Below are 14,688 nucleotides of genomic sequence, written 5' to 3' on the forward strand. Positions count from 1 at the left end.
ATCATACTCGCACGATGACACGACGCGGCTGTGCCCGACCGTCTGGATTGATCTCAATAAATCGCAGCACAAGCTCGCCATCAGAAACCGCGTCATCTCCATCCAGTTTCCGGCGATTTTCAGTCTCCCGCAGGAGGCGCGCCTTGAAGGCCAGCAAGTCCTCATGGCATTCCAGCGAAAAACTGCTCGGCAACGCCCCTTCAGCAACGCGCCCGAGAAATTCGAACCGCGTCGGCGATAGCGGCAGAATGACCGGTGCGATCTCGCTTCCGCGAACAAGTTTGACCGATACGGCGAAATTGCCGCTCGCTTTGTCGAGGACAATGCTCACCTCCTCACCGCCTGCTCTTGGAACGGAGATCATCTCGTCGAGAAGAGGGCTCTGCTTTGACTGGGAGAAGCTCCCCGATGTGGCGAGTACGACCTCGTCTTGGTTTTGGACCAGCATTCCGGTGAATATGCGGTTGAGACCCCTTACAATCATGTTCAGAGCTTGACGGGGAGCGGGCTGCCCGGCGGAAATCTTTCTGGATGTCTCGAGATAAAGACCAGCGTAGCGAAAGACGCTCAAATCCCAGAGGTCGTAATTCTCGACTTTCGATTCGGGCATGGTGAAAAACAGTCGCTGCCGCTGTGCCCGAAGTGCGCCAAGAAACGCGAGCCGATCATTCGGGTTCTCGCCTTCCAGATAACTTCGTTGAGCATTGGCGTAGGCAGGTGTTGCTCCATAGATCGGATCTGACACCACCAGGTCGAGATAGTCAGCCTGATAAGCTGGGTCATCCGCTCCATAAACGAGGAGGCTATCAACGCGGTTGCTCGTTTCGGCTCCAATACCAAATGCATTCAGTTTCCGAAACAGCTCCGTCTTCTCAGCTCGACTTGGTTTCAGATTTTCTCCGAAGATGTTGCGATAGATGCTGGCCAGTTCAGATCGGCCCGTGTCCTGGATTGCAGGCACATCTGCACAAGTCATCAACCCGTCGCGTGCCTCAGGGTGACCAAGCAAACTGTTGGCGACGAGAGCCAGTAGTTGGCGCACCGGGAAATGGCTGCCATTGCGCTCGCTGAGTTCGACGACTGCTGAAAGGCGCGGTTTGAATGGATCGTCGATGTCAGACCCCGACAACCGCCGTCGGTTTTCAAAGATCGGACAGACGGCGCCGTCAGAGCGGGTCGAGCAACTGTCACAACCTGCCCAGCCCTCGTGCTGCGTAATAGCTTCGATGATGGCAGTCACCATTTGGGCAGCGGGAGAACGGCTCAGATCGCTGAGCTCGATGTTTATTCTGGTGTCTACGGTAGCACCGGTCACGAGAAGATCTTCGATGACGCTGCTGGCTCGTACGACTTCGGACGTCCTTGGTGCGGCCTTCAGCTTTTCGAGCAGTTGGCCATGATTGGCAGCCAAAAGATAAACCGTGGCCGAGGTAGCGTCAGCGATATCCGCTGCGAGACGCGAAATAAGCGCGCCGCTCTCATCGTCCCGCAACTCACTCAAATCCTTGACAACGACGAGAGTTCGGCCATCCGTTAAATTGAGCCGTTGTACTTTCTCGCCCTGGTTCCATGCGTCGGGGCTGCCGCCAAGCTCGATCCAAACTTCACGACAATGGTATGTCTTGCCGTCCCCGGCAGTTCCGGTGATGATATGTGATACTGGCGCAGATCCACGGAAATTTGCGACCAGCTTATCGCGAAGCGGTGCCGGGAGAGTGATCGGGCGGATTTTATGACGACGCAAGGCCCGCTGAATGGACTCGTCATACATATTGTCGTTCGTCGGTATCGGTCCGTAGTTTCTAAGGAAACGAACCCACGCATGAGTAGATGGTATTTCTGACAAGCTCCGCCCCCACTGTTCCAATAAGTTGTAGACGAAGAACTGATTCGATCAACTCTGCAAAATCTGAAAGAAAATATCACCGCGGCGCACAGAAGGTGCCGTATTCTGTTTTAACAGCCAACGCATTGGATAACAGAGCAGTTTTTGGTTGGTTTCTTAGGCAAGCTTGGCGGGAAGTTTAAAATTCCCGTTGGCGGGGTCAGCCCCCTGCGAAACCGCGTAGTTCTCCCGTAGGAGATCGAGATCCGTTTCGAGGCCGACGATATATCTCAACAAATCCCGAGCCAGCCGCTTTCCGCCCGGAATCATCGTACCTCGCGTACTGTCCCAAATCACGCCCTTGTACGGTGCTTTTGAGAGATCAGTTGGAATGTCTCTCAATCGATGCGTCGCGTCGGAGAGCTTTAGTTTATTCTTATCCGCGAATTCGATGATCACACGGGTTACAATTTCTAGCCCGATCGGGCGAAACAAAACGTCGCCGCCATGGGGTCCTCGATGTAACGGCGTAACCTTTTCCGGGGCCTCCGTCTCGAACAATGTCTTTATCTTTGGAAAAGCCTTGGCTAGCCCATCGAAGTAGGCAATGGCATATGCGTAATGTGTTTTCAAACGATCATCTGAAGGCCTGTTGAAGCGAAGGTTCCGATCAGTCCGCTGCTTAAGCTCGGCCATAAATAAGAGTTTTAAGACGTCATAAAGGTTTGAGATCGTCGTGAGGCAGACCCTATTTGCAACGGGGATATTCGGGCTAGAAATAACCGCGATCTTAGGATCTTTAAACCTACTATCCGACTCAACCATGCGGCGAGCCGTAATCGCCATCACATCGTCTTCGTCAAGCGCGATGATATCGCTCTTCCGAACGGGGACCGCTGTCTTGTTTAAAGTAGTAAACAGGCGGCGGGTTCGTCTCATGCCGGCAATCGTGGTTTTATGCCCTACCAGGATAACTGGAATAAGTTCGTCGGTCAGTGGAAGATTATCCGCAATAGCTCTCTTGATCCCCGCCAATCGATGTTGACCGTCAATGGCGAAAATTTTCTCAAGTCCCGAGAGTTGTAGAAAACCCATCGTATCCATCGACCGCTGCGAGATCTGCTTCAAGATTTCCGGCTTTGTCGTTGATTGGTAATTCCCCACTTCAAGCCATTGAGGTGCACCACCGTAAATCGCTAAAACAAGCGAGTTGAAAAATCGCTCATTGTTTCGAGCAAGATACTCAGAAATGTGCCGGGCACGGACCCCTTCCAGGCTGCGTTGTATTAATTCCGATAATGCTTTGCTGGAGTGGATTTCTTCAGCGTACCGGACTCTCTTACCAACCTCAGCTATGGAAATAAGACATGAATAATATATCCAGTCCCCGAAGTTGCCTCGCAGAGCAGGAAGTACAATTGTATCGCTCATCAAAAAATCGCCGCTCTTGGTGCTGAAATTGTAGCGTCCAAATCCCGCTTGTTAACTGGAGGCCGCACGGCGTTCAAAAGAGCCTTTTCCATTTTGTGCAAATCAACCTTTTTGTTAGGAAGGGATACGTAGTTGAAGAACAAATCACCATCCCAATTGCTCAGCATGTAGGTTACAGCGGGTCGCCCGTTCTGGTCGCGTTGGTCTACAAGGTACTGCGCATACCGTCTGTAAAGATTAGCATCTGAATCTTGCCCGGTGATTCCCACGTACATGATGTAGCCATGTGCCGGCAGCTTTCCCGGAGAAAGTTCTACAGAGAATGCATAAATTCCACGCTCTTTTGGTATGGAGGGATGCCCCGCGCTTTCAAAGCGAATTTTTGTCCAAGACAGTGCGTATTTTGTCTTGAATTTTTTCCAGCTCGCAAGATCGAGGAAGAAAGAGTGCTGTTCGCCTTTGTACCGCTTCGTTTGAGCAACGATGTCATGATGCTTACCTACCACTTTGCCCTCAGTTGCATACCGGATCTATCTCACCGGCATCTTATAGGTTGTATAAAGTTCAAATGGAAGCAAGGTTGACGCTCTAGGCAGATGTCTGCAGCATCCGCGAGTTATCTGAAGTCAGTCCAGCTCGTAGCCAATGCCGGGTCGGCAAAAGCGCGCGGATTTGGTTTCTCCCTATCAGAACTGCATGCTTCGTCGAGCACCAGCCACACCGCGTCCGCGCGGAAGACCAGATCGTCGATCGATGCGATGCTTTTAACACGCTCGCTCTGCGCACTGATGTGCCAACAAGCTAAATCAGTTCTTTATCATGGAGTGGGCAGTGGATTGGTATCCGAAGGAGCGCAAGCAGGACGAGCCTGACGCAAAGAAGGCAAGCACACTCACCGCATCCTGATCGTACCTGCAGTTGCTTCCACCAGCCGGACTGAGAGCATAGGCTTAGGAACTGATCGCCTCTTAGAAATCGGGCTCTACGTATCCGAAATCGACGGCTACGCCACGTCCATCGATGTCCAAGTCGATAAGGTCAGGGTCTCGATCTATCGATTTTGCAAAAGTAGCGACGGCACTTACAATGAATTCAGCAGTCCCGGTGAGGTCTGCGCCGCCTAGGCTGACATAGTCTTTGTCGATATGATCCTTTGCCGAGAATTTGAAACTTACGTCGATTTGAGCTTCTACAGCAAGATCGAAGCTAACCACGACTTCATCGTCGTTAGCTGAGACGACGACTATGTCCGCTCTGTCAGCGAAGTCCCAACCGGCTATGGATGTGTCGTATATCTCGTATTCGTAATAATATCCCGCGTTCGCATCGACATCAACATCATACCCGTCGATGTAATCTTCGAGCTTGCTCTGGATCTGCTTGTTTAGGTTCGCCGCCGACCCTGATTTGATCGAGCTGACTACGCGGGCAGCGATGGCGCTCTCTTGGTCGTTGAAAAAGCCGAGGGCCGTCGACAGTTCTCCCACGTGAATTAGCTTTTCGGACAGACCTGCGAAGGTCTCCCAGTCGCCATCCCTGCTCACCGCCAGAAGATAGGTATCATTCGCCACTGCCCATTTCTCGAGGGTGAGGAGAGCGATAGCATCCGGGAACTCCGCCTTCTTGTCCGAAGACTTACCGAATGGTGGCAAGACTCCGAAATATCGACGCAACAGCTCGTCACTATCAACCTGCTCGGTGATCTCTCCAGCACCTACGCGATCGACATACGCGGAAATTTGCTCGCCCGCTATGACAGAGGGATCCGTGTCGATCCCGAGGGCTTTGACAACCTCGTCTAGCTTGTTATTAGCACGGCTCGCCTTAAAAAACTGATTGATACCAGCTTGGGCCTTGCTTGCGGCTTCACTGACAGCCGCTGCAATGTGGTTGCGGACCTCACCAAGGGTAACAGGGCTGAGAACGAGCTGCACGTCTTTATGTTTGAATTGCTCGACGGCCGTTAACGCCTTAAATTCCAGATTGCAACCAAACTTGTCGAAGATGCTCGTATCCATAGTTATCGCGAGAATATTTCCCTCAGCAATAAGAGCTTTAATTTCATCGACAGTCTTCTTGGGCATCAAGGCATTCCAGAGGTGAGAGGCAGTTTCCGTTTCCTAAATTGCTTAAACGGATAGCCAGCTGATGATCGATGTCAACACAGAAGCGCATCTTAGATTTCAGGCGTTCGATGTCTTTCGGCGGCTGCGTCTATTAATTGTCGATGTCCAATATTTTTGCTCAGCTCCCCAAGCAGACCAAGATCGGCTTACATTTGCTTCACCAGCGCACTCGTTTGTATCAAGATGTTGCCGCGGTTCTCGCGCTTTATCTTGCTGCGGTGGGCATTGGATGCAAAGCTGAAATCGTCTCGTTCCAACCGAATCATTTATCTTTCAGCGGACGAAAGAAGCGCATGTCGAATGACCGTTGGGCAACTCTTGTTTCCTCGATCCGCAGAAGACGAGCAAATTTAGCGCGGTTTTTCAAACCGGTTTGCGTGATTGCTGCCATCGATCTCGCCAATGAAGGGCTGCTTGACCCTGCATCCATGAACGCGGAGGCAATCATTGCGCGGTTTAAAGACTACGTCAGCCTAATTTTTGCGGAACGGGCTGACATGGGATGGAAGCCGCTATGGCATTTATCCAACGACGGCCTATGGACCTTTTATGTCGATGGTCAGGTATTAGGACCGGATGACTTTGGTGCAGATCGAAAGCCAGGAACGAAGTCGATTTTGTTTAGTCGGTTTCATGAGTTGTCGATCCATCAAGACTACAGGATTGCATGGCAGGACAAGGACCAACGATCTGCCTTGCGCCACGCCATGCTCGTAATTCTTGCCAACGACAATGCCGAGTGTCGTCGTTTTGCTCAGCAGCTACTTCATGCCGACCGTGCGATGCAGCCGGCACTCTGGCCTTCTGAATCCGAAGTCATCGCGAAGTTAGGGGTTGTTGCGGACCAGCTTGAACTCTTCGTAAAAGAGAACGGCGATCCATATGAGGACAGCCAACGCATTACATCGGGTGAAGATATCGAGGACTATGACGTCGAAGATATCGATGTTGAGACGCAAATCTCCAACCGCACGCCGATCGTCACCGAGCTTGAGGCCGTCGCCAGCCCGACGGCTAGGCTAAATAGTGCCAGCGAGATTGATCTTGGTACGAACCCACACATCGATAGGATAGATGGAGCTCCCCATCTCGACGAATACCCGGAAATTCAAACGGTGCAGATCAACGTGATCCTCGGTTCGCTGCCCGGGAACGCTCCGAAAAGTCTGGTTTGTGCGCTGACTGCTTACAAAACAGAGCTTGAGAAGCGTGGAGCGCGCCCGATTGCAGGTATTCTCACAAATCAATATGACATCATCGACGCCGAATACCGCCATTACGACGCAGCGGAATGGCTGTCTGCTGGCATCAAAGACGCCGGATTTCCGGCGTTTTTCCGCGAGCACAAGAAGTTCCTCCAGCACTTCCCCTTTGTAGTCGAACGCGAGAACGTGATATCGCGTATTGAAGTTGACGAAGCCAGGGCGACCGGAGAGGATCTAATCAAACCGTTCAGAGCCGCGCTTGCCATGGCGAAAGCGGCTCAAACTGCAGGCGTTGCGACGGTCGACGTTGTCCAGTTTATGCAGGAGTTGAAGCAGGGAGCAGAATTGCTTGCCAGTTTGCCAAACGACATGCCTCTTCCCGCCATATCAAACGACGACCGACTTGTTCCCCCAACAGCGACGCCAAAACAACGACTGATCGGCACAGCAATAGGTTTCGTAGTGCGCGCCTTGAATCTTTCGGCCACTGCCGTCGGGTTGGGCACAGCATCGTATTCAACATTCAATCAGAATCTTGCCTATGTCTTGGAAATGCTAAAGTCGCTGATCCGGTGATGGAATAACCGCCTAATTTTGTGGGTGTATAATAAATTTTTCGTGCTCGATATCATCGACAAGGTGATCGATCTCAGCAGCGGCGACGCCCCGGTCCTTGCCTGTCTTGAAGCTCTCGATACGAATGCCCCATTCGGCCGGAAGGAGGTCTCGTACGAGCACTTCGAAATCGTGGCTCGAAAGTTCGTGAAAATCATAGTCGACAATGCCGCTCCACCACCGACTACGAGACCTGCTGAGATCCAGAGGTGATCCCTCCCGATCGGAAAACCATCTGCGGAAGCGGGTTGAGCGGCTCGTCCGAAATTATCGCGAACGCCCCTTCTGGCGAATTGCCGATCGTCATCCTTCGCGCACTGTTCGCTTCGGTGATCGGCAAACGTCGGCAGAGCATGTCCGCTAGCGCTGCATCTTCCACCGCGACAATTACTTGCCGGCCACCAATGACTAGTTGCGCCAAAAGCTCCGCCAAATGTACAGTCCTGAAGTCGTCGACGTGTTGGACGGGGTCATCAAGGAGAATTGTCCTCCATCGGCTCCAAGCTAGGGATAGGTTGATCGAGAGCAAAAACGCGAGGCCGGTTGCACGACGTTGACCGCTCGAGAATAAAAACTGCGGATTGAGACCGTCTCCAACCCGCAAAGTGAGAAAGCGCCGAACGTCGCCGCGGATTGCATATTCGATATCGCGCCAGTGGTGGTGGGGTCTTAAGCGCTGATAAAGCTCCGACATTAGAGGAAGCACGCGATCAAGGCGGCGATCGAGCGTTTCTGCCCCCGCACGCCGCGCTGCATCAAAAATCGCGGCGGCCGTCGCTTCCGCTTTTCTCGATCGACCAGCCCGCTCCTGAGCGCGCGCGAGATTATCTTTGGCGGACTGCAACCTTCCTAGGATCGCGTCAAGCTCACCATCCTGCCGAAGAGTACCCAGAATCCGTATATCATGCTGCAGACCCTCGATCGATGTAATCAGCTCGCGGCGCCGATCGGCAGCAGCTCCCGCAGGATCATCAGCGGGAAGGTTTAGAGCTGATACGTCTGTTTTGTATCCTGTAATCTGGACTGACAACTCACTTATGCGATCGGAGATAACCGAGAGCTGTGACCTCAAGCCCTCCACGGCTCGACCTGCATCACTCCGTTCCTCCTCCGCCTTCGCGAGTTCGGTAGCCTCGGCATCTATTTCGCTCGCAAGCTCGGTCATTCTTTCGGCGCCAGCCGAGAAACTTTCGGCTGTATGTTCCTCTCCGCACACTGGGCATAGTGATTGAATTAAGCCTACTCTTTGGCCAAGCGTTACGAGGTGGACGAGCTCGCGCGCTTTGGCGGAAAGCTGGGTCGATTGCCCTTCGCTTGCCAGTGGCAACCCAGCAAGCAAGGCTTCTGCTTCGGCCAAATCTGATACTACTACAAGCCGCTGGCCTTCGAGGTTTTCCGTCTCCGCGGCGAGCCCGGCGATTAGCGTTGCCCGTCGCTCGAATCGAGTTAAAGCTTCCAACTGCCCCTCGCGGGCAGCCACAAGCTCGCGAGCTCGGGTAAGAAGAATATCGGGGGCGTCGGATGAATTCAGCTGCTGACCTACTCTCGAGGCCGCTTCTGAAATCGCTTGGTCGCCAGAAAGCGAAAGTCGGATTTCGTCTGCACGGCGCTCAAGGTGCGAAACCTGCTGAGACGCGTCACCAACATCAGATTTGGAACTTTCCAGCCTCTTCTTCGCGGCAGAAACCAATCGGTTGGCCCGTGAGATCCACTCGTCCGCATCATTGGCGCCGATGGCTTGCCGGAGCATCGCATAACGATCTGTCTCAGATAGATCCAAACTCAACCCGGCAATATGCTCATCTCGAATTATCGAGGCAGCGCATAATTGACGAAGTGCGTCTTTAGGCGCCTGGTCTTGATCAACGACTGATTGCTCGATGACCTGCAAATCAGATACTGACGGTTCCTCGAGAACCGACCTGCGCAGAGTAAAGATTTTTCCGTCTTGCTCGAAGGAAACTTCCGCGAACCCGTCGAGCATGGCGCTACCGTACCCGGTCCACCAAAGATAGTGACCAACACCCTCGCCGGCGGCCTTGGCATCTCCATATTTCGATATTCTCCCGGTCAGGACGAACTCAATCGCGTCGAAGATCGTGCTTTTGCCGACACCGTTGCGCCCGTCGATAACCGTGAAGCCCGGGGCGAAGTTAAAAGTAACCTCGTCTCGATAACCGCGAAATCCGCGAAGCTTTACAGACTTTAGCTTCATTGCTCCTCCAGTAGACGAATGAGCTGTTCTTCGTCATCGAGCGTCAGAAATGCGTCCACCACATTTGCGGGGAGCTCGGTTGTTCGCTGCTTGATTTCGTCGGCCATAATGATTGGCTGAAGAACGGGAGCCGCGCGCAAGGGGAGCAAAGAAAGTAATGCGTTCCTGGTATCATCATGTCCTCTGATCCCGGCGCGCGCAATTTTTCGTGTCCCGGAAAGATTTTCCTCGATCTCTGTCATTGCGACAGATTGAATGTCAGTTGCAGGTGCCTCGGCAAGAAGGATAACATATGTGTTCCAAGCCTTCGTGCCGGCCGATCGAAGTTGAAACCGGCGCTCGCCAGTGATCTTGCTTGAATCGTCCGACCATTTCGAAATCAGTTGCGCCGCGTCGTCGTATGTCAGGACAAATCCGAGAACGGTTGGCGATTCAAACGCGATAGCCCGTTCCAGTCCGGTCTCTCGGTCAATCAAAAACTGAGCATCGGCCAGTACCGCAATCGCATCATCCAGAAGGACGGTCATTGGAGAAACTCCTGTTGTGCGTCGTCTCGCGTAATCCAGCGACTGCTTGCTCCCCGAGCGATTGAACCTGTCGGAGCTCTGGCGACATTGGCCGGCAGTCCCATATCTTGAGCTCCCACTGCGATGATCACATCCGGTGCGACAGCAGGCGCGGCTTCCCGGGCATACCGGCCTTCAACCTTGTGGAGCGCCTCATTTGCCGCCCGAATGACCCGAAATCGGTTCCCATCAAGCAGCCAGTATGAACCATCGGCAACAGCACCAAGCCGTCGAAGCTGAAGTATCGTAAGGCCAACGAGCGGTTCTGCATGCGGTCGGCTCCACACGATCGGCTTGAAAGGCTCACAACCTAGTAAATCCCGCCTTGTTTGCCAAAACTCCTGGTTTGTGATCTGCGGCGGGTCTAACAGATCGTCCGTTGGCGCGACGCCGTACAAATCCCCATACGTAGCTCTACCATACATAAACGCTTGTCGTACAAAGCTTCGAGAATACTCTTCGCGCAGACGACCAAGAAATTCAGCGCCGGACGCTTGCAAATAGAAACTTCCGTTCACGCAACCATCACCTAACGCGGATAGAAATGGGGCCTTTGCGACATAATCAGCTGATACAACCGGATCAACAATCAAGATCCGAGCAGGATTCACGGCGCCGAGCGCTTTTTCAAGAACTGCATTTAGATATGTCCAGTCCGTCGAATATCCTATTATGAGCAAATCACGGTTGAGCAGCTGTTGCGTGAGCCATTCGGCGCTGTGATCTATTCGGGACTTGACCGGCTCCGCCGCAATCTGACTTTGCGTCCAGACGGTATTCGGCCGATCAATAGTCCAGCAGCCGTGGATTTTTAACAACGGCGACGTGGATATCGGGGCTCCAGCAGCCGAATGGCCATCGATCCCAACGAATACCTGACCGAGCAGATGGTGTCCCGCCGTTTCAATCAAGTTGTCGACGTTGGTGGTGATCCCCAATCGTAGTGCGCCGCAAAGCAGGAAGTCAGCAGCGGCGTCGTGACCCGCATTCGGCACACCCGCAAAAGCATGTTGGTCAATCAAGTTGGCCAAGTAGACGGTGGAAAGCTCACCGCGGTGGAAAAAGAAGTCCGCTTGCTCTTCGATATCCGGCGACAGCGGAAGCCGAGTAGCCCCATGTTGCATATCGTATTTATCTTTCGCCTCCTGGGCCAGTGTCCAGGCACTAGGAAGGCTGCTCGGCGGCGCCATCGAAAGCCCGGCGCCTAGTAATACAACCTGACGGTCGTTAAGCATGCCATCCAACGCGTATTCAACCGCGGCCGCTAAATCGATGTTTTGAAGCATGTTTTGATAACCCCTCCCGCTCGCCATTTTGCATGGCTGCGTCGCAAAAGCCAGACACGAGCGCTGTTGCGGCATCAGAGTCGCTACTTCTCATTGCGGGCGGACCTTTGGCAAGAATGCCATCTAAACACGGATCGGATGCCCTAGATTATCCCCCACGCCCGAAACCTCCCCCTCCCGGTCATCTCCCTCAAGCCCAGCTCCAGAACAATCCGCCGCGCCGCCTGCGGCGTCACCTCGAGCGTCTTTGCCACCATCCCGGCCGACACGAGCGGTGTCGCCATGACGAACTCAACGAGCTCCGGCAGCTTTGAAGACGTTCGTCGTCCCGTCAGCTTCCGCTCCATCATCGTTTTCGCGAGCGCCAGCCGGTCATGCTCCTTTAGCCCGATCTCGGCAGCCGCCAACAAACCGTGAGCAATGGCGACCAACCGGGTCTCACGGTCGCGATGCCGGCGCCGGTCGACGGGAATGGTTTTGAGGCCGAGATTGATGGCAACAAGGTGTGCGCCGGTGGTGATGCCGGCCTGGCGCAGGATCGAGGCGGCCAGCAGCCGGCCGAGCCACGGCGCGTGCTGCAGCACCGAAAGCTCGTTCCAGGCATCGAGGGCGACGATCGCCTGCAGCACCACCGGCAAGTTTTCGGCCTGACGCACCACGCTGCGCCATTCCTCCAGCCGGGCATCCTCGTCCCAGTCGAGATCATAGACCAGTGCGTCTCTGTCTGCCGCGCTGGCGCGGCCGGGCCGCGTTGCGTTTTCGATCGCGGCCTCCGATCGGGCCAGCACCGCATCGATGGCAGCGTAGTCGACGCCGGGGAGATTTTCGCCAAGGTCGGCGTCTTCCCCCTCCCCTTCTGGCTCAAGCTCGACCCCGCGCTGGCCGCGCACGCTCTGCGCCTCGTCGGTGTCGGCCGACGCAATCTCCGAGGTCTTTCGCAGCGTCCGAAGCCCGTCGGCAGAAAATGCCCAGCCGGGCGGGTGGGCGGCAATCCGGCGGCGAGTGCGCAGGACGTCGCGGGCGATTGTCAGCTCATGGGTAGGTGTGCGAATATCCTTCGTGGCGTCGTGGAGGACGAGGTCTTCGAGATGAACGAGTTCGCCGTCGATCCACAGCGAGGCGCAGGCATCCGTGAATTGGGTGCGTTCGAGGAAGCCCGCGCAGATGGGCGAACGGGCAATACGTTCGTCGAGACGCGCCAATTCGATACCGGCGCGGAAAGCCGGCTCCAAAAGCGTTGTCATGCTGATTTTCGTGAGATCGTAAGCCATTGAAATCATAGTAAATGATTTGCTATAGGAACTCTATCTAAATGTTATAGTTCCTCACATGGTACGATTGTTGGTTGAGGATATAACCATCGATAACTACCTGTTATCGATGGTAGTTGATCTGGAGTCGCAAATCAGAAAGAATCGGGGCAAATCACGGCCCGGAGGCCGCCGAAACCTTACTTTTGGAGCGCCTGTGGCCAAACCCAAAACACTGACCGCCGTCGAGCGACGCGCCGAAGAACTTGACACCATTGCCTCCGTCCTGCCGATGGAGCGCCGCGACGAACTCGCCGAGCTTCTTACTGACCAAGACATCGAGACGCTGCGCCATCTCGTCAACCAGGGCATGGGCGACAACACGTTGCGGGCGCTCACCTCGGATCTCAGTTATCTCGAGGCGTGGGGCTTGGCAGCCACCGGACGATCGCTGCCCTGGCCGGCGCCCGAAGCGCTCCTACTAAAATTCGTTGCGCATCATCTCTGGGACCCGCAGCGGCGCGAAACGGATGCCGATCACGGCATGCCGGCCGACGTCGACGGAAACCTTCGAAGCCAAGGGTTCCTGAAATCCGTCGGCCCGCATGCGCCGGCGACGGTGCGCCGAAGGCTGGCGAATTGGTCGACCCTGACCAAATGGCGCGGCCTTGATGGCGCATTCGCCTCCCCTGCCCTGAAATCGGCCATCCGCCTTTCGGTTCGCGCCGTCCCCCGGACGCGGGGTCGCAAGAGCGCCAAGGCGGTCACCGGTGACGTGCTGGCAAAACTGCTGGCGACCTGCGCTAGCGACAGCATGCGCGATCTCCGTGACCGGGCAATCCTGATGGTAGCGTTTGCGTCCGGCGGCCGGAGGCGCAGCGAGATCGCTGGGCTGCGCCGCGAGCAGCTGACCGTCGAGCCACCGATCCCAGTCGAAAACGGCGCCCCCCTCCCCTCTCTCGCCATCCATCTCGGCCGCACGAAAACCACCTCCGGGGAAGAGGACGACGTCGTCTATCTGACCGGCCGCCCCGTGGAGGCGCTGAATGCCTGGATGGTTGCCGCGAAAATCGACAAGGGCAGCGTGTTTCGGGGGATAGGGCGATGGGGCACCATTTCGAAACGGGCGATCGATCCGCAGTCAGTGAATGCGATCCTGAAGCAGCGGGCGGAAATGGCCGGGTTGGAGAGTGGGGAGTTTTCGGCCCACGGGTTGAGGTCTGGGTACCTGACTGAGGCCGCCAATCGCGGCATACCGCTTCCCGAAGCTATGGAGCAATCGAGGCATCGCTCTGTCCAACAGGCGTCAAGCTATTATAACAGCGCCAAACGACGGACGGGACGTGCTGCGCAGATGCTGTAATTGTTAAAGACATGCTCAAAGGTACCTTTGAGAAGAATCGGATAGCGACACTCTGATTTAACTTATTCGACGCTGTCGCGCGTGAGCGTCTCCTACAGGGATCCTTTACCGTATCGTCGTTCGTCCCTTGCATCAAATCCCTTCATGCTTCAACCAGCAATCGGGGTAATGTGATGAGGTTGTGATGGAGCGGTTAAAGGAATGGGCTTGGTGGTGCTGGGATCTGGTCGGGGGATGGGTTCACACCGTCGATCATTGGTTCGACGTTGTTTTCTATCCGATTGAGAAGGCCTCTGTCTCGGTAGTTGTAAGAGCCTGGGATCTGCGAAGCTTCCTGATTGGGGCAGGCGGGGTCGCCTTTGGCGTCGCTGGGCTCTACAACACGTATCTCCTTTCCCAAGATCCAAGCTACAATTCTGGGCTGCTGGCGGGACTGATGTTTATCCAGCTTATTTGCCTCGCCCTGAGTATCTTTGGCCTTTGTCTTCAGTTTCAGGACAACCAGGACGGCCCGATTGGCATGCGCGCGTCCATCTTTGCAGGCTACATGGGCTACTATTTCAAGACCTTGTTCGCCGGGATCGTGTCGGTTCTGGCAGGGACCACGGAACAGATGCAGTGGCTTTGGGCAAAGTCCAACCTGCTCTTCTACTAGTCGAGCACAACAGCTCCTAGCAGTCCCACTAGTCGATGGCTGATCGATCTTGCGTCCTGATGGGAACGTCAACGCTCCGGACGTTTTGAGACGTATGCTGGTGGAGTTGATACTCGCCCTCGTTTCGACCCAACAGGGGTCATAATTGGGA

At 54.8% G+C, this 14,688-nt stretch carries 11 protein-coding genes; 3 read left to right on the top strand and 8 right to left on the bottom strand.

The annotated features are described in order from the left end of the window. Position 1: 1 nt before the first annotated feature. The 4 genes from J5278_RS27395 to J5278_RS27410 form a co-directional block, all read right to left on the bottom strand. Entirely contained in the window at positions 2 to 1,771 is a 1,770-nt protein-coding gene (locus J5278_RS27395) for a hypothetical protein (RefSeq protein ID WP_209186592.1), read from the bottom strand. A 231-nt stretch (positions 1,772 to 2,002) separates the two neighbouring features. Next, on the bottom strand, positions 2,003 to 3,256 hold the full coding sequence (locus J5278_RS27400) for a DGQHR domain-containing protein (RefSeq protein ID WP_209186591.1): 1,254 nt from the start codon (positions 3,254 to 3,256) through the stop codon (positions 2,003 to 2,005). Continuing rightward, positions 3,256 to 3,762 carry a hypothetical protein gene (locus J5278_RS27405; protein WP_113242412.1) on the bottom strand — a complete coding sequence of 169 codons (507 nt, stop codon included), beginning with the start codon at positions 3,760 to 3,762 and terminating at the stop codon, positions 3,256 to 3,258. The genes J5278_RS27400 and J5278_RS27405 overlap by 1 nt, the downstream gene beginning before the upstream one ends. Positions 3,763 to 4,224: 462 nt before the next feature. Continuing rightward, positions 4,225 to 5,340, bottom strand: a complete 1,116-nt coding sequence (locus J5278_RS27410; protein WP_209186590.1) for a PIN domain-containing protein — start codon at positions 5,338 to 5,340, stop codon at positions 4,225 to 4,227. Between the two features lie 143 nt (positions 5,341 to 5,483). On the opposite strand from J5278_RS27410, the gene J5278_RS27415 reads away from it, so the two are divergent. Continuing rightward, a complete protein-coding gene (locus J5278_RS27415) occupies positions 5,484 to 7,163 on the top strand; it encodes a hypothetical protein (RefSeq protein WP_209186589.1) in 1,680 nt (559 codons plus the stop codon). Between the two features lie 223 nt (positions 7,164 to 7,386). Here J5278_RS27415 and J5278_RS27420 read toward each other — a convergent pair whose 3' ends face one another. From J5278_RS27420 to J5278_RS27435, 4 genes are all read right to left on the bottom strand, one after another. Then, on the bottom strand, positions 7,387 to 9,417 hold the full coding sequence (locus J5278_RS27420) for an AAA family ATPase (protein ID WP_209186588.1): 2,031 nt from the start codon (positions 9,415 to 9,417) through the stop codon (positions 7,387 to 7,389). Continuing rightward, positions 9,414 to 9,944, bottom strand: coding sequence for a hypothetical protein (locus J5278_RS27425; protein ID WP_209186587.1), 531 nt, complete (start codon positions 9,942 to 9,944; stop codon positions 9,414 to 9,416). Before J5278_RS27425 ends, J5278_RS27420 begins: the two co-directional genes overlap by 4 nt. Next, positions 9,941 to 11,269, bottom strand: coding sequence for an SIR2 family protein (locus J5278_RS27430; RefSeq protein ID WP_209186586.1), 1,329 nt, complete (start codon positions 11,267 to 11,269; stop codon positions 9,941 to 9,943). The genes J5278_RS27425 and J5278_RS27430 overlap by 4 nt, the downstream gene beginning before the upstream one ends. A 143-nt stretch (positions 11,270 to 11,412) precedes the next feature. Further along, a complete protein-coding gene (locus tag J5278_RS27435) occupies positions 11,413 to 12,549 on the bottom strand; it encodes an RHE_PE00001 family protein (protein ID WP_209186585.1) in 1,137 nt (378 codons plus the stop codon). Positions 12,550 to 12,736: 187 nt separating this feature from the next. Here J5278_RS27435 and J5278_RS27440 point away from each other — a divergent pair, with 187 nt between their 5' ends. Both J5278_RS27440 and J5278_RS27445 read left to right on the top strand, forming a co-directional pair. Next, positions 12,737 to 13,882: a site-specific integrase gene (locus tag J5278_RS27440; protein ID WP_111219413.1), complete on the top strand. Its 1,146-nt coding sequence runs from the start codon at positions 12,737 to 12,739 to the stop codon at positions 13,880 to 13,882. 184 nt (positions 13,883 to 14,066) lie between these two features. Next, positions 14,067 to 14,537, top strand: coding sequence for a hypothetical protein (locus J5278_RS27445; RefSeq protein ID WP_111219415.1), 471 nt, complete (start codon positions 14,067 to 14,069; stop codon positions 14,535 to 14,537). The last annotated feature ends 151 nt before the right edge of the window (positions 14,538 to 14,688 follow it).

The organism is Rhizobium sp. B21/90, assembly GCF_019355815.1.
GTDB classification, from domain to species: Bacteria; Pseudomonadota; Alphaproteobacteria; order Rhizobiales; family Rhizobiaceae; genus Rhizobium; species Rhizobium rhododendri.